General features: G+C 62.5%; 25 protein-coding genes and 2 pseudogenes. 9 read left to right on the forward strand and 18 right to left on the reverse strand.

What is annotated here, in order from left to right; genetic code table 11:
- Positions 1 to 240: 240 nt before the first annotated feature.
- The 3 genes from WFP39_RS08015 to WFP39_RS08025 all read right to left on the reverse strand — a co-directional run bounded on the left by WFP39_RS08015 (position 241) and on the right by WFP39_RS08025 (position 3,688).
- Positions 241 to 1,683, reverse strand: coding sequence for a CmpA/NrtA family ABC transporter substrate-binding protein (locus tag WFP39_RS08015; protein ID WP_336918865.1), 1,443 nt, complete (start codon positions 1,681 to 1,683; stop codon positions 241 to 243).
- Positions 1,684 to 1,895: 212 nt separating this feature from the next.
- Positions 1,896 to 3,107, reverse strand: a complete 1,212-nt coding sequence (locus WFP39_RS08020; RefSeq protein ID WP_336918866.1) for an ABC transporter substrate-binding protein — start codon at positions 3,105 to 3,107, stop codon at positions 1,896 to 1,898.
- Positions 3,108 to 3,109: 2 nt separating this feature from the next.
- A complete protein-coding gene (locus WFP39_RS08025; protein ID WP_336918868.1) occupies positions 3,110 to 3,688 on the reverse strand; it encodes an ANTAR domain-containing response regulator in 579 nt (192 codons plus the stop codon).
- Between the two features lie 153 nt (positions 3,689 to 3,841).
- Between WFP39_RS08025 and WFP39_RS08030 the strand changes: the two genes are divergently transcribed.
- The 3 genes from WFP39_RS08030 to WFP39_RS08040 are packed head-to-tail and all read left to right on the forward strand — an operon-like array spanning position 3,842 to position 4,865.
- Positions 3,842 to 4,036 carry a hypothetical protein gene (locus WFP39_RS08030; protein ID WP_336918869.1) on the forward strand — a complete coding sequence of 65 codons (195 nt, stop codon included), beginning with the start codon at positions 3,842 to 3,844 and terminating at the stop codon, positions 4,034 to 4,036.
- Positions 4,037 to 4,068: 32 nt separating this feature from the next.
- Entirely contained in the window at positions 4,069 to 4,491 is a 423-nt protein-coding gene (locus WFP39_RS08035; RefSeq protein ID WP_336918870.1) for an HMG-box domain-containing protein, read from the forward strand.
- A complete protein-coding gene (locus WFP39_RS08040) occupies positions 4,488 to 4,865 on the forward strand; it encodes a hypothetical protein (protein ID WP_336918871.1) in 378 nt (125 codons plus the stop codon). Before WFP39_RS08035 ends, WFP39_RS08040 begins: the two co-directional genes overlap by 4 nt.
- A 41-nt stretch (positions 4,866 to 4,906) precedes the next feature.
- On the opposite strand, the gene WFP39_RS08045 is transcribed toward WFP39_RS08040, so the two are convergent.
- From WFP39_RS08045 to exbB, 5 genes are read right to left on the reverse strand one after another with little or no spacing between them, the layout of a single operon-like run.
- A complete protein-coding gene (locus WFP39_RS08045; protein ID WP_336918872.1) occupies positions 4,907 to 5,590 on the reverse strand; it encodes a Fe2+-dependent dioxygenase in 684 nt (227 codons plus the stop codon).
- 2 nt (positions 5,591 to 5,592) lie between these two features.
- Complete coding sequence (locus WFP39_RS08050) at positions 5,593 to 7,980, reverse strand: TonB-dependent receptor (RefSeq protein WP_336918873.1); 2,388 nt, start codon at positions 7,978 to 7,980, stop codon at positions 5,593 to 5,595.
- A 15-nt stretch (positions 7,981 to 7,995) separates the two neighbouring features.
- Complete coding sequence (locus WFP39_RS08055; protein WP_336918874.1) at positions 7,996 to 8,742, reverse strand: energy transducer TonB; 747 nt, start codon at positions 8,740 to 8,742, stop codon at positions 7,996 to 7,998.
- Positions 8,739 to 9,161 carry a TonB system transport protein ExbD gene (gene exbD, locus WFP39_RS08060; RefSeq protein ID WP_336918875.1) on the reverse strand — a complete coding sequence of 141 codons (423 nt, stop codon included), beginning with the start codon at positions 9,159 to 9,161 and terminating at the stop codon, positions 8,739 to 8,741. The genes WFP39_RS08055 and exbD overlap by 4 nt, the downstream gene beginning before the upstream one ends.
- A 4-nt stretch (positions 9,162 to 9,165) precedes the next feature.
- On the reverse strand, positions 9,166 to 9,813 hold the full coding sequence (gene exbB / locus WFP39_RS08065) for a tonB-system energizer ExbB (RefSeq protein ID WP_336918876.1): 648 nt from the start codon (positions 9,811 to 9,813) through the stop codon (positions 9,166 to 9,168).
- A 489-nt stretch (positions 9,814 to 10,302) separates the two neighbouring features.
- On the opposite strand from exbB, the gene WFP39_RS08070 reads away from it, so the two are divergent.
- Positions 10,303 to 10,593 carry a hypothetical protein gene (locus WFP39_RS08070; RefSeq protein WP_336918877.1) on the forward strand — a complete coding sequence of 97 codons (291 nt, stop codon included), beginning with the start codon at positions 10,303 to 10,305 and terminating at the stop codon, positions 10,591 to 10,593.
- Between the two features lie 108 nt (positions 10,594 to 10,701).
- Here the strand turns inward: WFP39_RS08070 and WFP39_RS08075 are convergent, their stop codons facing one another.
- From WFP39_RS08075 to WFP39_RS08090, 4 genes are all read right to left on the reverse strand, one after another.
- Positions 10,702 to 11,211, reverse strand: coding sequence for an Hsp20/alpha crystallin family protein (locus WFP39_RS08075; RefSeq protein WP_336918879.1), 510 nt, complete (start codon positions 11,209 to 11,211; stop codon positions 10,702 to 10,704).
- 19 nt (positions 11,212 to 11,230) lie between these two features.
- Entirely contained in the window at positions 11,231 to 11,632 is a 402-nt protein-coding gene (locus tag WFP39_RS08080) for an Hsp20/alpha crystallin family protein (protein WP_336918880.1), read from the reverse strand.
- 16 nt (positions 11,633 to 11,648) lie between these two features.
- Positions 11,649 to 12,071 (reverse strand): Hsp20/alpha crystallin family protein, encoded by a 423-nt coding sequence (locus tag WFP39_RS08085; protein WP_336918882.1) that lies wholly within the window; start codon positions 12,069 to 12,071, stop codon positions 11,649 to 11,651.
- Between the two features lie 237 nt (positions 12,072 to 12,308).
- Positions 12,309 to 12,932, reverse strand: a complete 624-nt coding sequence (locus tag WFP39_RS08090) for an HdeD family acid-resistance protein (protein WP_336918884.1) — start codon at positions 12,930 to 12,932, stop codon at positions 12,309 to 12,311.
- A 134-nt stretch (positions 12,933 to 13,066) separates the two neighbouring features.
- Between WFP39_RS08090 and WFP39_RS08095 the strand changes: the two genes are divergently transcribed.
- Together WFP39_RS08095 and WFP39_RS08100 are read left to right on the forward strand one after the other, a co-directional pair.
- Positions 13,067 to 14,797: a cation:proton antiporter domain-containing protein gene (locus WFP39_RS08095; protein WP_336918885.1), complete on the forward strand. Its 1,731-nt coding sequence runs from the start codon at positions 13,067 to 13,069 to the stop codon at positions 14,795 to 14,797.
- Positions 14,798 to 14,806: 9 nt separating this feature from the next.
- On the forward strand, positions 14,807 to 15,973 hold the full coding sequence (locus WFP39_RS08100; RefSeq protein ID WP_336918886.1) for a S1C family serine protease: 1,167 nt from the start codon (positions 14,807 to 14,809) through the stop codon (positions 15,971 to 15,973).
- Between the two features lie 128 nt (positions 15,974 to 16,101).
- On the opposite strand, the gene WFP39_RS08105 is transcribed toward WFP39_RS08100, so the two are convergent.
- Positions 16,102 to 16,554: a hypothetical protein gene (locus WFP39_RS08105; protein ID WP_336918888.1), complete on the reverse strand. Its 453-nt coding sequence runs from the start codon at positions 16,552 to 16,554 to the stop codon at positions 16,102 to 16,104.
- A 537-nt stretch (positions 16,555 to 17,091) separates the two neighbouring features.
- On the opposite strand from WFP39_RS08105, the gene WFP39_RS08110 reads away from it, so the two are divergent.
- Both WFP39_RS08110 and WFP39_RS08115 read left to right on the forward strand, forming a co-directional pair.
- The gene (locus WFP39_RS08110) at positions 17,092 to 17,265 is read left to right on the forward strand and encodes a type II toxin-antitoxin system Phd/YefM family antitoxin (protein ID WP_145071959.1); all 174 of its coding nucleotides are present in this window, start codon (positions 17,092 to 17,094) and stop codon (positions 17,263 to 17,265) included.
- Positions 17,262 to 17,606 (forward strand): annotated as a pseudogene (locus WFP39_RS08115) (type IIL restriction-modification enzyme MmeI); the annotation flags it as partial. The gene WFP39_RS08110 and the pseudogene WFP39_RS08115, both read left to right, overlap by 4 nt.
- Before the next feature lie 146 nt (positions 17,607 to 17,752).
- On the opposite strand, the gene WFP39_RS08120 reads toward WFP39_RS08115, so the two are convergent.
- Positions 17,753 to 18,525, reverse strand: a protein-coding gene (locus tag WFP39_RS08120) for an IS5 family transposase (protein ID WP_336918891.1) whose coding sequence is annotated in 2 segments (ribosomal slippage) — positions 17,753 to 18,207 and positions 18,207 to 18,525 — 774 coding nt in all. Because the reading frame shifts where the segments join, the coding sequence is not laid out codon by codon here.
- A 116-nt stretch (positions 18,526 to 18,641) separates the two neighbouring features.
- A complete protein-coding gene (locus WFP39_RS08125) occupies positions 18,642 to 18,914 on the reverse strand; it encodes a hypothetical protein (RefSeq protein ID WP_336918892.1) in 273 nt (90 codons plus the stop codon).
- 91 nt (positions 18,915 to 19,005) lie between these two features.
- On the opposite strand from WFP39_RS08125, the pseudogene WFP39_RS08130 reads away from it, so the two are divergent.
- Positions 19,006 to 19,772, forward strand: a pseudogene (locus WFP39_RS08130) (IS5 family transposase).
- Here the strand turns inward: WFP39_RS08130 and WFP39_RS08135 are convergent.
- The 3 genes from WFP39_RS08135 to WFP39_RS15235 are packed head-to-tail and all read right to left on the reverse strand — an operon-like array spanning position 19,769 to position 21,040.
- Positions 19,769 to 20,362, reverse strand: a complete 594-nt coding sequence (locus tag WFP39_RS08135; protein ID WP_336918893.1) for a hypothetical protein — start codon at positions 20,360 to 20,362, stop codon at positions 19,769 to 19,771. The pseudogene WFP39_RS08130 and the gene WFP39_RS08135 sit on opposite strands and share 4 nt — an antisense overlap.
- Before the next feature lie 52 nt (positions 20,363 to 20,414).
- Positions 20,415 to 20,774 (reverse strand): hypothetical protein, encoded by a 360-nt coding sequence (locus WFP39_RS08140; protein WP_336918895.1) that lies wholly within the window; start codon positions 20,772 to 20,774, stop codon positions 20,415 to 20,417.
- Positions 20,771 to 21,040 (reverse strand): restriction endonuclease, encoded by a 270-nt coding sequence (locus tag WFP39_RS15235; RefSeq protein ID WP_419716202.1) that lies wholly within the window; start codon positions 21,038 to 21,040, stop codon positions 20,771 to 20,773. Before WFP39_RS15235 ends, WFP39_RS08140 begins: the two co-directional genes overlap by 4 nt.
- Between the last annotated feature and the right edge of the window lie 14 nt (positions 21,041 to 21,054).

The raw sequence follows: 21,054 nt of genomic DNA on the forward strand, positions 1-21,054 counted from the left end.
AAAGTCCCAGGAAAAGGACGATCCCCACCAACGGGGCAGCAAGGCCCCGTAGCATTTCCAGATATTTGCCCCTCGAAGTCGAGCGGGGCGCCGACATACGATCCGGAAGGGCTGCCTTCTCCGATGTTTCCGGCACCGCGGCAAGCGGAGCTGCCGATGGGCCTTTGCCCAATTCGGATGGCTTATCGACTTCGGCTGCAAGGCTGGCCATTTTACTACCTTTGCTGAACTGTTGTGAACTCAGGCTCCGGTCACGCCACCGGACGTTACACGCTGACCTTGCTTCAGACCGATCGTGAATTGGGCAAGATAAGCGTTCGGCGCGCGTCCATCGTAAGTCATGCCGTCAATGAAGGCGTCAGTGGGGGCGCGGAAGCCGTCGGTTTCAGGAATGGCCGAGGCAGGAATCGCCCCCGCTTCGACAAGCTTGTTGGCGGCGGCCAGGTAGAGATCGGGCCGGTAGACCTTGCGCGCAGTATCAAAATACCACTCATCCGGATGATCTTCCGCCACCTGTCCCCAGCGGCGCATCTGGGTAAGATACCAGACCGCGTCGGAATAGAACGGATAGCCGGCGTATTGCTCAAAGAAGATATTGAAGCCTTCGGCCGGACGGGTATCGCCCTTTTCGAAGGTGAACCTGCCGGTCATGCTGGCCGCGATAACGGCGGCATCGGCCCCCACATAATTGGGTCGGGCCAGAATTTCGACCGCTTCGGCACGGTTTGCCCCGCCATCGGCATCTAGCCATTGCTGCGCCTTGATGACCGCGCGCAACAGGGCCACGGTGGTGGCCGGATATTGCGCCGCAAAATCCTCGCGCAGCCCCAGAACCTTTTCCGGATTGTTGTTCCAGATCTGGTGATCGGTGACGACCGGAACGCCAATGCCCATGGCCACCGCCTGCTGGTTCCACGGTTCACCGACGCAGTAGCCCTCGATCGTGCCGGCTTCCAGCGTTGCGGGCATTTGCGGGGGCGGCGTTACCGAAAGGTTCACCTCGGCCCCCACCGTGCCCGCCACATCGCCAGGCGTGTAAAAGCCCGGATTCAACCCACCGGCCGCCAGCCAGTAACGCAGCTCGTAATTGTGGGTGGAGACGGGAAACACCATGCCCATGTTAAACGGTTTGCCTTCGGCCTTGAAGCGCTCGACGACAGGCCTGAGATAGGACGCGGAAATCGGGTGCACCGGCTTGCCGCCCTGCTTGGGCAGCGAATCCTTGATCATGTTCCAGACCTTGTTTGACAGGGTGATAGCATTGCCGTTCAGGTCGAGGCTGAGCGGCGCAATCAGTCTGGCCTGCGTGCCATAGCCGATGGTGGCCGCGATCGGCTGGCCGGTCAGCATATGCGCGGCGTCGAGCTGCCCCCCAATCACCCCATCGAGCAGCACCTTCCAATTCGCCTGCGGCTCCAGCGTAACGTTGAGGCCCTCCTCAACAAAGAAGCCCTTTTCCAGCGCAATGGCGAGTGGAGCCATGTCGGTCAGCTTGATGAAGCCAAGCTTGAGGTTCGGCTTTTCCGGCGGCCCGTCAATATTGCCCGCAGTAACCGGGGCCGAGCCTTCGCTCTTGCCGCAGCCCGCAAGCATCGCGGTCGCAGCCAAGCCGGCTCCCATGCCAAGAATGGTGCCCATGGCAGATCTGCGGTTGAGGTCACCCTTGAGGATATTGGTCATCATGTCCGCCCTCGATCAGGTGGACAACGCAAAAAGCCGCCTCGAATTGGTTCAAATGAACCAGTTCGGGCGGCCACGTTGCCACTCAGTTGTAATTCTACGCGAAGCTTGGATTGATACGCCCGACGATGGGCGAAGCTTCGAGTCATTGACAGGCTAGGCGATTCGGGCAGGGTTCGTAAAGAGATTTTTTGCAGTGCAGCAGAAAATTCGCATCACTCACACTGCGCCAGATAATCCTCCAGGCGATCCGGATCGAACGTGCGGCCATCGAAAAACGTGTTTGGAGACAAGGTGATGGCACCTTGCTGCGCGCCCACCTGCATGGGCTGAGCCAAACTCCCCTCGACCTTGGCATTGGCGGCAGGAAGATCATCACCGCTGTGCTTGAGCGCGCTTCGGTAAATGTCGGGGCGGAACACACGCATTGCCCTGGCCAGATCCTCTTCGTTCACCGGAAAGTGATCCCATCGCACCATCTGCGAATACAGCCAGGCCGCCTGGCTGACCCAGGGAAAGTTCGCAGCCTCGGCATACTGGAACATGAAATCGGGAAAATGCACCTCGCCTGCGCCCTTCTCCAGCACCAGACGATCGGAAATGGCCCGCAGGATCAGCGACCTGTCTGCGTTGACATATTCGCTGCGCGCCAGAATCGCGGCGTTGGTGTCCCAGTTTGCGGGGTCCACGAAATGGCGTCCGGCCTTGCGCATCGCGCGAATGAGCGCTTCGGCTTCGGGTCGCAGTTCCGCCAGCCGGGCTTCCCGCATCGCCAGCACCTTTTCAACGCCGCGTCGCCAAATCTGTGCGGTGGCCAACACAATGGTTCCCACGCCGCGCTCCACGCAAACGCTGTTCCACGGCTCCCCCACGCAGGCACCATCAATTTCGCCGCTGGCCAGCGCATCGGCGACAAATGGCGGGGCAATGGTGGTGATCTCCACATCGTCGTCGGGGCGAATACCCGATGCCGCAAGCCAATAGCGCAGCTTGTAATTGTGGCTGGAATAGCGGTGCACCACGCCAAGGCGAAGGCGACGGCCCGCTCGCCTGGCAGCCTCGGCTTCGATCCGCAAGGCGGTTCCGACGCCGCGCGGATCGCCGAATTCGCCCGGCGTTGCAATCTTGCGCGCCAATTCCCTGTTCAAGGTAATCGCATTGCCGTTCAACCCCAGGACAAAGGGCGCAGCCAAGGCATGGGCCTTGCGTCCGCGCCCCAGTGTGGTGGCAATGGCAAGCGGCGCCAGCATGTGCGCGGCATCGGTGTGCCCATACAGCAGCCGATCAAGCACCGTGGCCCAACTGACATCGCGAACGAAGCTGAGATTGAGGCCCTCTTCCTCGGCAAACCCGTGTTCCTGCGCCAGAATCGGAAGGCAAGCATCCACCAGTGGCAGGAACCCAATCACAAGCGTGCGCGTGGCCATGGTCACTCCTCTCCGATCAGGTCATGCGCCGTGACCAGCGCTTCGGCAATGTCGGCGATGCGGCGGCAGGTAGACATCGCCTTCCTGCGCAATTCGGCATAGGCCTGCGGTTCGGTCAGCCCCCGGCTGTCCATCAGGATGCGCTTGGCCCGGTCGATCATCTGGCGTTCGGCAAGCTTTCCCTTGGCTTCTGCCAGATCGGCTTGCAATCGGGCAAAGGCGTTGAACCGCTTCACCGCCAGATCAAGCAGGGGGCGTATCCGGCTCGCCGCCAGACCATCGACGACATAGGCCGATACCCCCGCATCGATCGAAGCGGCAATGGCATCGTCATCGCTCTCGTCCACAAACATCGCAATCGGCCTGGCCAGCGCGCGGCTGACCGCGAAATATTCTTCCAGCACATCGCGCGAGGGATTGCCCAGATCGATCAGAACGACATCGGGATCAATTTCCCGCAACCGGGCAACTAGACCATCGCGTTGGGTCAGGATGAACACCTGCCGATCGTCAAGCGCGGCCAGTCCTTCCTCGATGATCGAGGCGCGAACGGCACTTTCATCAACGATGGCGATCTTCATGCGGATTTCAACTATTTGGATTGTGCGATGCACAATAGCAGGGTGCAAGTGCGCGGTGTCAAGCGCGATCAGCCCGAAGCCGGTGCCGCGCAGGTCGATCGGCACTCGGTCTGCCCCTCGTCGGTGACGAGGCCGCGACAGGGATCCTGCGCATTGCGCCCGCGCAGGGGATCCTGGCCCAGCGCCTGCGCGGCGGACAGGTCGGTCGAGCGGAAGTCGAGGCTGCGCCAGCCGCAGGCGCTGAGCGAGGAGCATTTCCACGCCGCGCCCGACAGCGTGCACTGGGTCCTGCCGCTGCCCGCCAGCCTGTCCGGCGGCCTGCCCGTCGCCAGACTCCGGCCCTGCTGAAAGGGATTATCTTCACCGAAACGGGCACGGCGATGACGCCGACGGCGACGAAGAAGGGCACGCGCCTCTATCGCTACTACGCGTCGATGGACCTGATCCGGAACTGCCCGACCGACGCGAATGGCGGCCCGCTGCGTCTGCCTGCAGGCATGGTCGAGGACGCCGTGGTCGGCGAGATCCGCCGCATGATCCGCGCGCCCGAAGCGGCGGCCCGAACGATCAGGGCCCTGCGCGAAGAGAACCCGACCTTCGATGAGAAGGCGGTGGTCAAAGCGCTCGGCGAGTTCGATCAGCTCTGGGCGGCGCTCTGTCCAGCGGAGCAAACCCGCATCATCCAACTTCTGGTCGCGCGGGTGACCGTCGGCGAAGACGGCATCGCCGTCGACCTGCGCCATGAGGGGCTGGACGCCATGATCCGCGACATGCTCGCGGCCGAACCGGGGCTTGCCGCATGAGCGATCCCGCCACCCTCCGCATCGTCATTCCGCTCACCATCCGCAAGCGCAATGGACGGCCGAAGATCCTGCCGCCAGCCGATCGGGTGCTGGATATGGGCGAGGTGGACCCGCATGTGCTTCGCGCCATCGCACGCGCCTGGCGCTGGCGGCGGATGCTGGAAACGGGTGCTGCTTCCACGATCCACGACATCGCCGAAGCGGAGAAGCTCTCGGATCGGTTCGTGAGCCGCCTGATGCGCCTTGCCTTCCTCTGCCCGCAAGTGCTCGAACGCCTCGTCACCAGACGCGTGCCGCCAGCGCTGTCGCTCGCAGACCTCATCGTCCTCGCCGATCGGCCATGGGATGAGCAGATGGCAGCAGTCTTCGGGTGAGCGATCCTGCCATCGGCAAGGCCGCGCCTCTGCCTTCGCAATCAGGGCTGTGCCCAGCGGCGCAGCAGATTGTGGTAGACGTGGATCAAGCGGTCGATATCGGCATCGTCCTTGCTCCGCCCCACCGCAAGCGCCTGAATCGACTGGTCGAGATCGAACAGTATCGCGCGGGCGGAATGATCGGCCACCGCGCTTTGCATCCACATGATCGCGCAGACCCGTTCGCCGGCGGTCACCGGGGTGACCTGGTGCAGGCTGGAGGACGGGTAGAGCACCATGTCGCCGGCAGGAAGCTTCACCGCCTGTCCGCCGAACTGGCCTTCGATCACCAGCTCGCCGCCCTCGTAATCATCGGGATCGGAGAGGAACAGCGTGGCCGAAAGATCGCTGCGCATGGTGCGACCGAGGTCCGGATGGCGCATCAGCGCGGAATCGACATGGGTGCCGTAGTGTCCACCATTGGCGTAACAGTTAAAGACCGGCGGCCAGATCGTCTCAGCCAGCGAGGCCGAGACGAACAGGGGATGGTGGCCCAGCTTGCGCAGGATGCGGTTGCCCAGATCGACCGCAAGGGGATCGCCGCGATCCAGTTGCAGGTTCTGCTTGACCGCCACCGAGCGAGTCCCGGCCGTTTGCGCGCCGTCGATCCAGCGCGCCGAGGCCAGCGCCTTGCGAAAGTCGCGGACTTCAGCGGCATCCAGAACGCTCTCGATGACGGTCAGCATGGTCAGAACCGCCCGGTCAGGGTGAGCGTCGCGCGGCGCTCGTCCCCCTTGTAGAGGAAATGACCGCTCTGATATCCGGCGAGGTAATAGTCCTCATTGCCGATATTGTTGACATTGAGCCGGGCCGAGAAGGTTTCGTTGAAGCGGTATTCGGCAAAGGCATCGAACAGCCAGTAGGACGGAACCCGGAAACGATAGACACCGAGGTTGAAATCATAGGAGGCCGGGCTGTCGGGCTGGCCCGCATAGATGGCGCTGCGATAGGTGGCAGTGCCGCCGAAGCTGAAGGCCGCGCTCGCCTGGTAGCGCAACTGCCCCGAAAACTGGGTATTGGCGAAGTTCGACAACCGTTTGCCGACCAGGGTCGATCCGGCTGGCGCGGTGGCCGGCGGCTGCTGCGCCGTCCGCAGGATTTCGGAGTCCATGAAGCTCGCGCCGATCTGGCCAGAGAGCCGCTCGGTAATGTTGCCCACCAGCCCAAGCTCGATGCCGCGGATCCGGTGCCTGCCGGTGTTGAGCGAACCGAACTGCGAATAGCTGCCGGCAGAACCGGCCTCGAACACATCGTCCTTGGTCAGCTGGAAGGCCGCCGCCTGGATCAGCAGGCGATTGCCGAACAGATCCCATTTGGTGCCGATCTCGAAATTGGTGGCGCTTTCGGGCGCGCCATCGCCCACATCGTTGACGCCGGTAACGATGCAGATGCCGCCATAGCCGCAATTGCTGCCAAGATCGGATTCACCGCCATTGATCTCCTTGGAGGTGCCCCAAGCGGCATAGATCATTCCGTCATCGCTGGGCTTGAGCACCAGCCCCAGATGGCCGTTCCACAAGGTGTCGTTGTAGCGATAGGGGGTCTGCGCCAGGGTGTTGGTGTTCTGGATGATGTTGCGATAGGTGAAGGCGTCCATCCGCACCCCGCCATGCAGCGTGAGCCAGGGGGCAAGGTCGATCGTGTCCATCAGATAGAAGGACAAGGTCTCCACGCGCCAATCGATGTCCCATGGACCCCTGGTGATCTGCCGGCCCAGAATGTTGTTGATGTCGCCCGCAACCAGCGCGCGTTCGGCGCCGGAAACGGTGAGGCAATAGGCGTTGAACGCCCCGGTGCCGGAGGTGCGGCAATTGAAGGCGCCCGTATTGGTCAGCCGATAGACACCGTTCAGCACCTGGTGATCGGAATATTCCGCTCCCAGGATCAGCGAATGCCGGACACTGCCGGTGCTGAACTCACCGAACATGTTGAGCTGGTTGACGAAATAGTCAACGTCCTGCCACCCCTGGTGGCTGCTCAGCGTCAACGGGGCATAGGTGGCCGTGGTCGGATTGAAGGCCCCGCCGCGCAGGCCGGTGACGACATAGCCGTTCTCGGCCATGCCATAGCGGGTCGAATTGACGATGCGCAAACCCTCGAAGGGTTCGATGAACAGACGCGCGGTGAAGGTGTTCACATCCGATTTCAGGAAATCGCCGCGCTGGGCATAGGCCGGCACCTCGTCCCACGGCCGGTGAATGGTGACATTGCCGGCAGTGCCGGTGGGGGCGGGGAGATAGCCGCCGAGATCGGGCGTGTCGGTGGCGGTGAGGTGGTAGTAATCGAGGAGCAGGCGCACGGCATCGCCCAGCTGGAACGATGCGGAAAGGGCGCCGCCCCAGCGTTCGCGGTCGGAGGGCTGGCGGTTGGGCACCTCCTCGTAAGCGTAAAGCAGGTTGGCCCGCACCGCCACATTGTCCGACAGCCGCCAGTTGGAATCGAGCGTGCCGCGCCAGTAATTGTCGGTGCCGATGCCGAGATCGACGCGGTTAAAATTGTATTCGGTGCTGGCCTGCTTGGTGATGGAATTGACCGCACCGCCGGTGGTGCCGCGCCCGCCGAAGCTGGCCGACGGTCCCTTGGTCACCTCGATCTGCTCGACGGCAAAAGTCTCGCGAATGGTCATGCCGGGATCGCGCAGGCCATCAACGAAGACGTCGGAGCGCACCTCCTGCCCGCGGATGATGTAGCGATCGCCAAAGGCATTGCCGTTCTCGCCGGTGCCCACCGTCACCCCCGGCAGGTTGTCGAGCACGTCGCGCAGATCGGTTTCGCCCTGTTCGGCAATCTGGGTGGCGGTGAGCACCTGAATGGTGGCCGGCGTCTCGGCAAGCGGCACAACCCGGCGCGGATCGCCCGACACGCGCGCCTTGTAGGGAGAGCCCGGCTGGACATAGGGATTGACGTCGGCCGCACTATCTTCGATCTGCAGCGTGTCGAGTTCGACTTCTTCGGGCTCCTGCGACTGGGCCAGCGCTGGCCCGGCTATCAATATTGCCCCAACACCGATGGCAAGGCCGGCCCCTCTGGCGCGCAGGCATATCGGCCGGCGAACGGCATTCGCGGTGTCACTCATGAAAACCCCTTTCTTTCAGTTGGTTCGAAGCGAATAGTCGATGGGCAGCGACAGGGTGATGCTGTCGCGCTGCATGGAGGAAGGCATGGGCGGCAGCGGTGCCACGCGCTGCAGGAGGTCGAGCGTGGCGCTGTCGAGCAGCGCGTGGCCACTCGAACGCCGGATCGAGACATTCGAGACATGCCCTTGCCGGTTGACCGTAAAGCGCACCGTCACCACGCCTTGTTGGCGGGCGCGCCGGGCCTCGGTTGGATAGACCTTGCGCCGGTTGAGGTGCGCGCTGACGAGCGCAAAATAATCGGCCTCCTGCTGCCGGGCGCGCGGATCGGTGCCCGGCAGCGGGCTGGTGCCCGGACCGGTCGCGGCGGCGCTGGTCGCCACCGGCGCGGCCGATGCGGCTTGGGCAGCGGTTTCGGGCGCGGGTGAAGGCGCCGACGCCGGTGCCTCGGCCACGTCGGACCGGGTTGGTGCGGGCGGTGGCAGGATCGCCGGATCAGGGCGAGGCGGCGCCGCAACCGGAGGCATGGCAATGGGCGGGCGGGCCTGCGAGCGAATTGGCTGCGGAGCCGGGCGCGGCGCGCTGGCCAGCGCCGGTGCGGCGGCCCCTAGTGGCGGCAGCTCCACCAGCACCACCGGTTCGGGCTCGTTTGGCGTTGCCGAGCGCGTCCACGACAGGACCAGCCCGGCAACCGCGACATGGGCCGCAAGTGCGAGCAGCGCGGCGATCTGCCAGTGCCGCCACTCCTTGCTGGGCGCGGTCATCGGGCCTGTGCCTCCAGCCCGACCAACGCGACCTGGAGATAGCCCACGGCGCGCAGGCCATTCATGGCCTGCATGATCGCCTCGTAGGGAACCGCCTTGTCGGCGCGCAGGAACACCCGCTGTTCGCGGTTTCCGGCAGTTGCTGTCTCGACGGCTTGGCCCAGAGTTGCCGCGGTCACTTCGCGTTCGCCCACCAGCATGCGGCCGTCGGCTTGGATCGACAGGAACACTGGCTTGTCCGGCTTGGGCGCGGGTCGCGCGGTGGATACCGGCAGATCGACTTTCACATCGACCGTCGCCAGCGGAGCGGCGACCATGAAGATGATGAGCAGCACCAACATCACGTCGATGAAAGGCGTGACGTTGATGTCGTGGTTGAGTGCGAGATCGTCATCGGGATCGGAAAGGTAGATCGCCATGGCCTCACTCCCCGATCCTGACCATGCCGCGGCTGAGATCACGCGATACGAGCCGCAGGATCGCCGCCGCCGTGTCCGCCACCAGTGCGCGATGGGCGGTGATCTGGCGGGTGAAGTGGTTGTAGATCACCACTGCCGGAATGGCCGCAACCAGCCCCAGGGCTGTCGCCAGCAAGGCTTCGGCAATTCCGGGTGCGACGACCGCGAGGTTGGTGGTCTGGCTCTCGGCAATGCCGATGAAACTGTTCATGATGCCCCAGACCGTGCCGAACAGGCCGACGAAGGGTGCTGTTGCGCCGATGGTGGCGAGGATGGCCACGCCGCGCGTCATTCGGCGGGCCTCGCGCGCCTCGTGGCGTTGGAAGCGCGAGGCGATGCGCTCTTTCACTCCCTCGGCATCGGCAAGGGCATTGCCGGACTGTTTCAGCTCCTCTAGCGCCTCCGTGACCAATGCGACGTGGCCAAGCTGCTGTGCCCCGGCCACCTCCTCCAGCGAGCGCAGGCCGGCCACGCGATCATGTACGGCGCGTTCGGCGGCGCTGGCCTTGCGCAGTTCGTATTGTTTGGCGATTGCCACCGTCCAGGTGACGAGCGAAGCGAGCAGCAGACCAATCATCACCGCCTTGACCACCCAGTCGGCGGCCATGAACATGCCGCCAACCGAGAGACCTTCGGGCAAGTCTGGACTGCGCGCTGAGGCAACCTGCGGCACTAGTGCGCCTAACCCACCGCCCAAGAACACGTGAGACATTCTCGTCCACATTCTCATACCGAACCCTTGTCGCTCTTGCGAATCATTCGCAGATAAGTTTGCGGCCTTTGGCGCAACTTTCATCCTAATGCAACTCATTCGCATTAGGAATTGCAGCGAAGGATGGTTCGGCGGGGTTGTGAGCGCGTGGGAGAATTGCGTCAGCTGGCGGGCGACAGCGCCTGGATTTTCAAGGCGAGGGAACCAGGCAAGACGAGCGCCTGCCAACCAGTTCATCTGACTGAGAACGAATGATCATTCCTGGCCGACACGCCGGATCCCAGTCTCGCACGAGGTGCACACCCTCCCCCCGGACGCCCTTGACGACGAGGAAGCCCGCTCACCGTCCGCAAACGCAACAGACGGCCGAAGATCGTGCCGCCAACCAACATGGTGTCGGACGCCGGCGGGGTGGACCCGCATGTGCTGCGCGCCATCGCCCGCGCATGGCGTTGGCGGCGGCAGCTGGAAACGGGTGCAGCTTCCATCATTCAGGATATCGCTGCGGCCGAGAAGGTCTCCGACCGGTTCGTGAGCCGCATGATGCGGCTTGCCTATCTGTCCCCTGAAGTGCTCGAACACCTCGTCATCCGCCGCGTGCCGTCGTCGCTGTCGCTCGCCGACCTCATCGCCGTCGCCGACCGGCCATGGGAAGAGCAGATGGCGAAGTTGGAGGAATGATCTTTTGGAAATGAGCTGATCGCGGGCGGAAGCTATGCGTCAAGACTTCCCTATACATCCGGAGCATTACCGGCAGGACGGGGTGCGCCCCGCCCTGCCGGAATAGCCCTAGTCGGCCTTCACTGCGATGCGCTTGACCTTGGCCTGGGCTTCCTCGGTCTGCGGCAGACGGACAGTGAGCACGCCGTTGCGGAAGCTGGCCTCGGCTTTCTCGCCATCTACGCCGGGGGGCAGTGGGATCGAGCGCCAGATCGCGCCATAGCTGCGTTCGGAGAGATAGTAGCCCTTCTTCTCCTCCTGCCGCTCGACCTTCTTCTCGCCCTTGATGGTGAGCATGTCATTGGCGACACTGACCTCGATATCTTCGAGCCCCATGCCCGGAAGTTCGATCGAGACCTCGACCGCTCCGGCAGTCTGCACCACGTCGGAACGCGCCTCGGCATGCCCCCAAGGCCAGTCGATTTCGCCGAAGCCCTTGCTGAAGCGCTTGAAGAAGCTCTCGAACACCTGGTTCATCTCGCGCTGCAAGGTGGCAATCGGGTTGTCGCGTTGGTCATCCTGAGCCGGATGCGAAATTTGATCCTTGCTGGCCCAGGGAATAAGATCCTTGATCTTCACTTTCGTTCTCCCTTGGTTATCAGGCGGCTTTGACCGTGATGCTCCTGGGCCGGGCTTCGGCCAGGCGCGGCACATGCACGGTCAGCACGCCGTTCTTCAGTTCGGCCTCGATGTGCTCGCCATCCAGATCGTCCGACAGCAGGAAAGCGCGCTCATAGTCGCCGGGCACATATTCGCTGTGCACCGGTTCGAGCTGGTCGCTTTCGACCACCTGCGAGCGGGCGCGGATGGTGAGCTGGCGCTTGTCGAGCGAGACCTCGACATCCTCGGCCGCCACGCCCGGCAGTTCAAGCATCAGCGTGAAGCCGTCAGCGGTTTCGAGAATATCGGCCAGCGGCCGCCACACCGGGCGATCGCGCGCGGGTTCGGCCAGGGTCTGGGCCGAGGTCTGTTCGGAAGCGGGGGTCACATGATTGGTCATTGCTCGGCTCCTTTCCTTACGCCGCCTTGATCGCAATCCGGCGCGGCTTGTCCTCGTCGGGGCGGGCCACGGCGATGCGCAGCACGCCATTGGCAAAGCGCGCCTCGACCTTTTCGGGATCGAGCCGGAAGGGCAGGCGAATGGCCCTGGTGAAGCGACCGAAGGCGCGTTCGCGCCGGTGCCAGCTGGCACCTTCAGGGTGCTCCGGCGCCTTGCGCTCGCCGGACAACGTCAGGATATTGTCCTTCACCTCGATATCGATATCGCCGGGTTCCACCCCGGGCAGTTCGGCGGTGATCGCCGCAGCTTCGCCATTCTGCCAGATATTGACTGGCGGAAAGGGCGAAGTGGCCCGCGCCGTCATGCGATCGAGGCTGTCGGACAGGCGCCGCATCACGGCGAAGGGATCGGCCGGATAAAGTGCGGTTCGGTAAAACATAGTCTCATCCTCCCATCTGGCCCAAGGGAGACCCGAGAAGGACGGACTGAACCGGCGCAGCCATCGCCGCGCGACAAGGCAAGGGACGTTGCCTGCGGGACAAAGCCACTCCGCAAGGCAGACTGCCAAACTGGCCAGACACGTCTCTTCAGGGAACCCCTGTGGGCGTTCCGCAACAAAATAAAGGAAGGATCGGCCGCGGTTTCAAGACCCGGCTAGGCAATTTTTCTGGCGCGATCAGGCCTCGTCACGCACGGTCGCGATGGTCACCTCCACCGCCCCGCCAGCGCGCGCGATCCGGCGCAGGCGCAAGGCCAGCAGCAACTGCACCGTCCCCGAAAGGGCCGCATAAAAAGCAACCACCCAGCCCAGCGAAACCAGGCTGGCGAGCGGATTGGTGAACAACAGCCACACCAGCAACACGCCGAAGATCACCGACAGCGCCCCGGACAGGCCGAGCCAGATTTCCCCGCTGATCTCGCGGCGCAGCCGGATCGCGGCCACCAGTTCGAGCACCCCGGTCACCAGCGCCCAGGCCACCAGGCTCCACCAGAACAACAGCGCAAGGGCAATGGTGGCCAGCAGCGGCCAGATCACCACCACGATCCCGGCGAGCACGCCCATCACCCCGCTGAGCGCCAGCACGCCCCACCGTTCGCCCTCCTGCATCCGCCGCCAGGCGGCAATCAGGCCGAACAGGCCATCCACGAAGGCAAAGGCGCCGAACACGATCGTCAGGGCAAACAGGGCCGAACCCGGCAGGGCCAGCGCCAAAGCGGCAAACACCAGCGCCAGCACGCCGCGCAGGGCAAAGACCCACCAGTTGCGGCTTAGCGAACAGGTTTGAAAGGCAGTTGACATGGTGCGACTTCCTTCGATGAGAACAACTTGCGCAAATTACCTGCGGAAATGATTGGCTGTCGCTTGTCTTTCGACTGTTTTGACTACAAGGCCGGGGGATCGGTTGCAAGCGCAGCCGCGCGGGAACCGTGGATATGCATCAGTTTGTCGTTGATTTTGCGATCCTGCTAACCGCCGCGCTGGCCGCGGTGCTTGTCGCAGTGCGGCTGCACCTTTCACCAACCGTGGGTTATCTCCTGGCCGGAATTATCGCCGGACCGGGTGCCTGGGGCCTTGTCGGGCAAAGTGCTTCCATGGTGCTTCTGGCCGAACTTGGCATTGCCGTGCTGATGTTCTTCATCGGGCTGGAGTTTTCCTGGTCGCGTTTGATGGCGGAGCGGCGCAGCGTGTTCGGCTTTGGCGGGGCACAGGTGGCGCTGACTGCAACTCTGGCAGGCGCGCTGTTGCAGCTTTGGGCCGGGCTCGATCTGCTTGCCAGCCTGATCATCGGCGGAGCGCTGGCGATGTCGTCCACCGCAATCGTGCACAAACATCTGATCGAGCGCGAGGAGAGCGCCACCCGTTTCGGCATCGCCTCGACAGGAGCGTTGGTCTTGCAGGACGTGGCCGCTCTGGCCTTGCTGGGTGCGTTGGCCGTGCTGGCCGGACCGGGCGGGCACGCCGGCGAGGGCGCGGGTGTGAGTCAGTTGGTCGTTGGCTTTGCGGCACTTGCGGCGGTCGCGTTGCTGGCGCGACCGACCCTCGGTCGCCTGCTCGCGCTGGCCGCGCGCACCCGTTCGAACGAAGTCTTTCTCATCACGGCACTGGCCATCCTGCTGGCAGCAGCCTTGGGCGCTGAAAAGGTTGGCCTGTCGCTGCCGCTTGGGGCTTTCGTGGTGGGCGTTATCCTGGCGGAAAGCGACTTTCGCCATCAGCTGGAAGAAGAAATCCGCCCGTTCCGCGATCTGCTGCTGGGGATCTTCTTCATCACCACCGGAATGTCGCTCGATCTGGGCGCAACCCTTTCCCAACCGCTTGTTGTGCTTGCCGGCGCCATCGCGATCGTGTTGGGCAAGTTCGTTCTGGTGTGGCTGATTGCCCTTGCGCAAGGACAAGCGCCGCGTGATCGTGTGCGATCAGCCCTGCTGCTGGCACATTGCGGCGAGCTGAGCCTGCTGCTTCTGGGCCAAGCCACAATCGGCGGCGCCCTTCCTGTTGCCTGGGGCCAGCCGCTCTTAAGCATGGTGGCCCTCAGCATGATCCTGGGCGCGGTCATCGTCCATTTCAGCCCGTACCTGACTGCCATGCTGGCGCGCTCGGCAGGCGAAGAAGTGGATCACACCGGTGAGGCCGATTCGCGGCGGGCAACCAGCGGGTTGACGCGTCATGTCATCCTCGTGGGCTGTGGCACAAAGGGGCGGACGCTGGCCCAGGCCCTGGAGGCCAGCGGCACCCCCTATGTGGCGATCGAACGCGATTACGAATGCTTCAAGCGCGCCCGCAGCGAGGGCCTGAACGTGATATTCGGAGACGGCCAGCGCAAGGCCCTGATCGAGGCTGCCGGCCTTGATCGCGCCAGCGCCCTGGTGCTGTTCGTGCGCCGGCCTGAGGCCGCGGCAAGGTTGCTGCACGATATCGGCCGGGATGAGTCGCGCGGCTGCGCCATTATCGCCAGCTGCCGGGATTCCTCGTCGGTGGAGGCGCTGCTTGCCGCGGGCGCGACCTATGTCTTCCCCGAAAGCCTGGCCGCTAGTCTGGCGCTAGCGCGCGAGGCGATGCGTGCGGCAGGCATGGCCGAAGCAGAGGTGGATGCCTGCATCCGCACCTTGCGGCAGACCTGGATACCTGCCGAAGGATTGCTCGAACATACCCCGGTTCGCATTTAGGATGAGGCCATGACCTTGCCTTCCACTCCCCCAAGTCGTTCCGATCCGCTGCCAAGGTGGCTGTGGACGGTTGGCCTGATTGCCGCACTTCTCGTGCTGATCTGGCAGCTTGCGCCCATCCTGCGCGACCGGCTTGCCGCACCAGCAGATCCGGGCGCTCAAAATGCGCAAAGCCGGGTGGTCGCCGCGCGCGGCGATCTGGCCGAGGACGAAAAGGCCACCATTGCCCTGTTCGAAAAGGCGCGCGATTCGGTGGTGTTCATCTCCACCGCCGAACTGGTGGCCGATCTGTGGACCCGCAATGTCTTCGAGGTGCCGCGCGGCACGGGTTCTGGCTTCATCTGGGATGATGCCGGCCATGTGGTCACCAATTATCATGTCATCGCCGGGGCTTCGCAGGCACGGGTGCGGCTGGCCGACGGGCGCGACTACACGGCAGCGCTCGTGGGCGCGTCGCCCGCGCATGACATTGCAGTGCTGAAGATCGGGATCGATTTCCGCCGCCCGCCCCCGGTGCCGGTCGGCACCAGCGCTGACCTCAAGATCGGGCAGAAGGTCTTTGCCATCGGCAATCCCTTCGGGCTTGACTGGACGTTGACCACCGGGGTCGTCTCCGCGCTCGACCGCAGCCTGCCCAGCGAGGACGGACGCAGCCGCATCGATCACCTGATCCAGACCGACGCAGCCATCAATCCGGGCAATTCGGGTGGGCCGCTGCTCGATTCGGCCGGGCGGCTAATCGGCATCAACACCGCGATCTTCAGCCCATCGGGTGCATCAGCAGGGATCGGCTTTGCCGTGCCGGTCGATACGGTCAACCGGGTGGTGCCGCAGCTGATCCGCCAAGGCCGCTACATTCGCCCCTCGCTCGGCATCCTTGGCGATGAGGCGGCCAATGCGCTGCTCCAGCAGCGCAGCGGGATCGAAGGGGTGTTCGTGCTCGCCGTCGAGCCGGGTTCGCCTGCGGCCAAGGCCGGGATCGTGCCGGCACGGCGCGAGGGCGAGGCCATCGTGCCGGGGGACATCATCACCGCGCTCGATGGCAAGCCGGTGGCGCAGCTCGCGGAGCTTGCCGCCCGGCTCGATGACCGCGCGGTGGGCGAGACGGTGGAACTGACGCTCCAGCGTGGCAGCACGCAGCGCAGGATCATGCTGACGCTCGAACCTGGTGGATAGCCTGAAGCCCGCGCGCCCGTTCCCTTGGCAATAGCTGCGCTGCCAACAGGCGCAACGCGATGCGCAGGAGAGCGGGCGCGGGCGCGCCAGTTGCAGACCGGCCAGTTGCAGACCGGGGGGTCATCCCGTCACCGGTTTACCGGCTGTGGCGGGAACGCCGCACCACGCCGAATATCCTTCTTCTCAATCCCCCGCTGGGCCGCCTCGCCTTCGGTCTGGCTGACACCGGCTGGGGAAGTTGCACGACCCGTTGCCGCATAGCTGGCCGACGCGGCCCCGCCGCCTGCTGGCGGTGCGGCCCGGTTGACCCCCGGCTCGTTCACCCCGATCGGCTCCATCACCGGCGGGCTGCTTTTGGTCTTTATCACGAGGCGGCCGGATGCGGTGTCGGCTTGCGCGGTCTGATCGGGTTGTGCCGCCTCTCCGCCTGGCTGTCCTCCATCCGCGAGCCGGGCAACGCCCCCTTTGCCCACCACATAGCCACGGTTGTTCGGCTGCTCCCTGGCCATCGCTGCTGACCCGACAGCTCCCAGCACCAGCGCTGCGGCCAGGGTCGATGCGACAAGAGATGCGCTACTCATTGCGAATGCCTCCCTTCTCTTCAGCTATCTCTTCGTCGGCATAAGTGCCAGAAACTGGCTGAAGTCGCGATGAACGTCGTCGGAAGCTCCCCTGGGCTACTGGCCGCGACGCCCTGCCTCGACACGCTGCGGGGCGACACGCCCACCGCGGATTGGCTTGCCGCGCGCTTGCGAGGCGAAGGAAACGCGGCAAACTGCGCGCGCGGCCCGGTCCGTCATCGGATTGAAATTGCTTGATACTTTCCAACCGAACCGATTGGCGCGAGGTTCGCTTCACCAGAGACGAAAGGCCATTCAGAGACCGCAGGCGCCCTGAAGCCAGTCTCCAAGGTTCGCTTGGGCCTTACCAAATCCCTTTGAAACAAAAGGAAAATCCGCCCGCTACCAAGGCCCGGTGACGGTTTGCAACAGAGGGATTGGCGGTGGGCGAGAGCCTGCGGACGAACTCTCTCGTCGAAGCCCTGAGAAAGTCCACGTTCCCGAGCGTTGCATCGATGGCTAAATTAGCTAAATCTCTTCGCAGGTCGGGAGATTCGTATGCGCACCTTTACGGCTGCAGAGGCAAAGAACAAATTCGGTGAAATGGTTGATCAGGCGCGATCCGCGCCGGTCGCCATTACGAAGTACGATCGGCCTGTGTTGGTCGTCATGGCGTTCGAGGAATTCGAGCGGTTGCAGGCTCTCGATAGTGCCCCCCGGAGCTCCAAATGAATCCCGTAGAGATCGAAGAAGCCGTATCCAACCTTGCGCTCGAGCCCTTTGACCAGGCCGAGTTCCCTTTCCAGTTCCTGCGTGCCTTCGGCCAGAAGGATACCGCACTGGCACGGCTGCGGGCGGGTAACACCAATCAGTCCGATGTGCCGGGAGCGATTCTCCAGCGCGGGAACATCCATATCGCCACCTGCGATCCCGGCGCAGTGGACGAAACACTGAGGGCCCTGCGCGAAAGCCCCAAGACCACATCGCAGAAGGCCAAGTTCATCCTTGCCACTGATGGTGAGGCGTTCCAGGCCGAGGACATGAACGGCGGCGGCACGGTCAGCCTGGAATGGCGCGGCGGGATGCTGGCGACCGCCGAATTGCACGCCACGCAGGAACTGGCGCGGCGCGTGCGATACCGCAACGCCGAGGCCGAGATCAGGCTCACCACCGGGGGGCGCCTTGTCCTGCGTCCGGAGGATTTCAGCCAAGCGGCAGGCTAGGGCGTAGACTCATTAGCGGCGATCCATAGGCGTGTGCAGAAGAGCTTGATGGCAGCGAGGAAGTTATCGCTTCGTTTGTCGTATCTGGTGGCCAGGCCTCTGGCGTTTTTGAGTTTCCCGAAGAAGCGCTCGACCCGATTACGGTAGCGATACAGGAAGCTGCTGAACGCGAAGCCTTTGCGACGATTGCTCTTGGCTGGGATGTTGGCGAAGCCATCCTGCGCGGTGATCTGACTGCGAATGGCATCGCTGTCATAAGCTTTATCGGCGAGAAAGGTGGTGCCGTTCGGCACGGCGGCCAGCAGCCTCTCGGCCTCACGGCAATCGCTCGCCTGGCCTTCAGACAGATGCAGTTGGATCGGCAGGCCGCGACCATCAACCAGGGCATGGATCTTGGTTGTCAAACCGCCCCGGGAACGTCCCATGCAGCGATTTGGGTCCCCCTTTTTAGGGTCGCACCGTGCTGGTGGACCCGAATGGAAGAGCTGTCGATCATGACCAACTCGCCGTCGAAGGCTTGGCTCACCGCTTCGAGAAGGCGGTCCCACACACCGGCTTTGCGCCAGCGCACGAAACGGTTGTAGCAGGTGGTGTGTGGGCCATAGCGCTCGGGAATATCAGCCCAAGGACTGCCCGTGCGAAAGCGCCACAATATCCCGTTGATGACCCGCCGGTCATCCACACGCGGAACCCCGCGAGGCTTGTTCGGCAACAACGGCTCGATCACCAGCCACTCATCATCGGTCAGTTCAAATCTACGACGCGTCATCCAAAGCTCCTCCCCTAAGCCTTGAATCAAACGCGCCCGCGCCGCGCAAGTCAGTTTATGAGTTTACGGCCTAGGCCGTGAACCCATAAATCCGGGCGATCTAGGATCGCTTTCTTCTATCGTGCAGTCCCGCATTTCCGGCAACGGTCGGCAACGGGTGCAAGCAGGTTGATTCCGGTTAGGTTCCAGCCATCCTTAGATGGCTTAAAGAAATAGCTCACGCCGCAGCTAGGGCACTTCAGCCCGAACATGATCAGTGCGGTGAAGGGCATGGTTAGAGCGATCGAAAGCGCGAAGCCTATCCAGCCACCAATGCCCAAAAAGATCACGGCCAAGGCAGCAAAGCCTGTGAGAAAAAAGCCAAATCTGATGATGCGCGCTGCCTTCATAAGCGAAGTTTGCCGATAAATCCGAGCATTCGCAATCTGTAGCATTCGATGGTGAATTTCATCTCGATGCTGAATCTGATTCATACTCCGCATGAGCCGATATGATCTGACCGACTTCGAGTGGCGTGTGATCGAGCCACTGTTGCCCAACAAACCCCGCGGTGTGCCGCGCGTCGATGATCGGCGTGTACTCAACGGCATCTTCTGGGTGCTGCGATCCGGTGCGCCATAGCGTGATCTGCCCGAGCGCTATGGCCCACGCACAACCTGCTACAACCGCTTCGTGCGATGGCGGAAAGCAGGTGTGTGGGATCGGATGATGGATGCCATCACCACCGCGCATGATGGCGACATCCAGATGATCGACAGCACTTCCATCCGGGCGCACCAACAGGCTGCGACGGCAAAAAGGGGGATCGAGATCATTGTCTCGGTCGATCCCGAGGTGGGCTCACGACCAAAATCCACGCGGTCGTCGATGCGCAAGGCCTCCCGATCCGATTGAGCCTGACCGCCGGGCAAAGTCATGACGGGCAAGCTGCCGACGACCTGCTCGATCATGTTGGCGCCGGAACAATCGTGCTGGCGGACAAGGCATACGATGCCGATCGCATCCGGGCGTCTCTCCGCGAGAAAGGAGCGTTTGCCAACATCCCGCCCAAGGCCAATCGGCGGTCGAAACCCTACTTCAGCACGTGGCTCTACCGCGAACGGAACCTGATCGAGCGCTTCTTCTCCAAGCTAAAACACTTCCGTAGGGTTGCCACCCGTTACGACAAGTTCGCCGAAAACTTCCTCGCCATGGTCCAACTGGCTTCAATGCGCCTCTGGCTCCGCGTTTATGAGTCTACGGCCTAAGGCGTCGCAGGGCGATCAAATGTGCCATTTTCCAAGTATGGTTGGACAAGCGATATTGGGGCATAGGCAGCGTTAAGGCCGTTGCCGCTGTTGGCAACTTTCACATCGATGAAGTCGAGCGGAAAGTTTTCGCAACGCTGAGTGAAGCCGGTGAAACAGCACGGTTCAGAGGATAAAGTTAAGCCTTCTGGTGCTTGTCGCGACCGCCGTGGGAAATACATATTAAGATAAAGAACAAACCACTCCGAGCCAGAAAATGTCACGGCCTCGAATTTGTCGATTGCATTTGCGACTGATCCGATTCGATGAAAGAAAAGTCTCTCACCATTGAGAGTGCGTAACTTTGATAGATAAGCCAGTTCCCCAATTGCCCCGTTTACCGGAATTGGATTGGAGGGACTGTATCCAAACTTTCCTTCGGAGCCGGGAATGACATCGCATTCAGGGTTTTTTGCAATTTCGGCAAGCATGTAATCGTTGAGCATCATATTCTGGGCTTGCTCATTATCTTGGATCATCTTTATCTTGGCGATTGCCGCCTGAATTTGGGGGTCTTCGCCTCTTCCAAAAAGTCGTGATAGGAATTTCATGCTGCCTGCTCCATAAAAAATTTTGCATTTTCGTTTTACTTCGTGCTTCGCGTTATTTGAACGCTGCTCCCTTGTGCCTATCAAGCAGACCCCACAGTTCCTCCCCGTCTTTGCTTTCAAAGCAAACGGCACCTGCGCGAATCAAGTGTAGCCGCAGATCGTTGTCATCAGAAAATGCGGGAAGGTGACGCTTAAGTTTGGTGAAGGAGCGCATTGAATATTCACCATCAGCCAAAAGAGCTTGAAGCGCTCTCTCGGTCGCAAATTCAAGTTGGAATTCTCGGCGCAGCTTGTCGCGGTTAAAGCGAAGTGTTGCTTTGGCGGTAAGCCAACCCACAAGGGCTGAAATTACCGCTGACCACACGGACCAGCCAGCAATCTGGCTAATAAAATCAAGAGCCTGCACGGTCATAGGGTGCCTCTGATGAGATGATCGGGGGTTACAATTCTTATCGGCTTGCCCTTGCACCAATCCCTTGCGCCTTGGGTAACACCATTTGTCGTAGCAAGGTAAGCTATGGTGGCTCCATCATGATGAGCCAGTGTGCCAAATAATTCTCGGACTACAGCAGGACCAATGGGCCTCGCAAATGCCTTGCATTGCACAATTGCCTGTGACCTGCCCCCCGTTGCCTCCCTCGATGTAATGTAGAGTCTGCCCCACTCGAAGGAGCAGATGAATGAGGAAGAGC

This window comes from Alteraurantiacibacter lauratis (genome assembly GCF_037154155.1).
Lineage (GTDB): Bacteria > Pseudomonadota > Alphaproteobacteria > Sphingomonadales > Sphingomonadaceae > Alteraurantiacibacter > Alteraurantiacibacter lauratis.

Coding starts and splice junctions, on each gene's coding strand:
- WFP39_RS08085 (WP_336918882.1), bottom strand. CDS start 12,071: ATGTTTTACCGAACCGCACTTTATCCGGCCGATCCCTTCGCCGTGATG.
- WFP39_RS08140 (WP_336918895.1), bottom strand. CDS start 20,774: ATGACCGTGCAGGCTCTTGATTTTATTAGCCAGATTGCTGGCTGGTCC.
- WFP39_RS08045 (WP_336918872.1), bottom strand. CDS start 5,590: ATGCTGACCGTCATCGAGAGCGTTCTGGATGCCGCTGAAGTCCGCGAC.
- WFP39_RS08015 (WP_336918865.1), bottom strand. CDS start 1,683: ATGATGACCAATATCCTCAAGGGTGACCTCAACCGCAGATCTGCCATG.
- WFP39_RS08135 (WP_336918893.1), bottom strand. CDS start 20,362: ATGAAATTCCTATCACGACTTTTTGGAAGAGGCGAAGACCCCCAAATT.
- WFP39_RS08050 (WP_336918873.1), bottom strand. CDS start 7,980: ATGAGTGACACCGCGAATGCCGTTCGCCGGCCGATATGCCTGCGCGCC.
- exbB (WP_336918876.1), bottom strand. CDS start 9,813: ATGTTCATGGCCGCCGACTGGGTGGTCAAGGCGGTGATGATTGGTCTG.
- WFP39_RS08070 (WP_336918877.1), top strand. CDS start 10,303: ATGGTGTCGGACGCCGGCGGGGTGGACCCGCATGTGCTGCGCGCCATC.
- WFP39_RS08095 (WP_336918885.1), top strand. CDS start 13,067: ATGCATCAGTTTGTCGTTGATTTTGCGATCCTGCTAACCGCCGCGCTG.
- WFP39_RS08025 (WP_336918868.1), bottom strand. CDS start 3,688: ATGAAGATCGCCATCGTTGATGAAAGTGCCGTTCGCGCCTCGATCATC.
- WFP39_RS08020 (WP_336918866.1), bottom strand. CDS start 3,107: ATGGCCACGCGCACGCTTGTGATTGGGTTCCTGCCACTGGTGGATGCT.
- exbD (WP_336918875.1), bottom strand. CDS start 9,161: ATGGCGATCTACCTTTCCGATCCCGATGACGATCTCGCACTCAACCAC.
- WFP39_RS08040 (WP_336918871.1), top strand. CDS start 4,488: ATGAGCGATCCCGCCACCCTCCGCATCGTCATTCCGCTCACCATCCGC.
- WFP39_RS08035 (WP_336918870.1), top strand. CDS start 4,069: ATGACGCCGACGGCGACGAAGAAGGGCACGCGCCTCTATCGCTACTAC.
- WFP39_RS08110 (WP_145071959.1), top strand. CDS start 17,092: ATGCGCACCTTTACGGCTGCAGAGGCAAAGAACAAATTCGGTGAAATG.
- WFP39_RS08090 (WP_336918884.1), bottom strand. CDS start 12,932: ATGTCAACTGCCTTTCAAACCTGTTCGCTAAGCCGCAACTGGTGGGTC.
- WFP39_RS08080 (WP_336918880.1), bottom strand. CDS start 11,632: ATGACCAATCATGTGACCCCCGCTTCCGAACAGACCTCGGCCCAGACC.
- WFP39_RS08125 (WP_336918892.1), bottom strand. CDS start 18,914: ATGAAGGCAGCGCGCATCATCAGATTTGGCTTTTTTCTCACAGGCTTT.
- WFP39_RS08055 (WP_336918874.1), bottom strand. CDS start 8,742: ATGACCGCGCCCAGCAAGGAGTGGCGGCACTGGCAGATCGCCGCGCTG.
- WFP39_RS08105 (WP_336918888.1), bottom strand. CDS start 16,554: ATGAGTAGCGCATCTCTTGTCGCATCGACCCTGGCCGCAGCGCTGGTG.
- WFP39_RS08100 (WP_336918886.1), top strand. CDS start 14,807: ATGACCTTGCCTTCCACTCCCCCAAGTCGTTCCGATCCGCTGCCAAGG.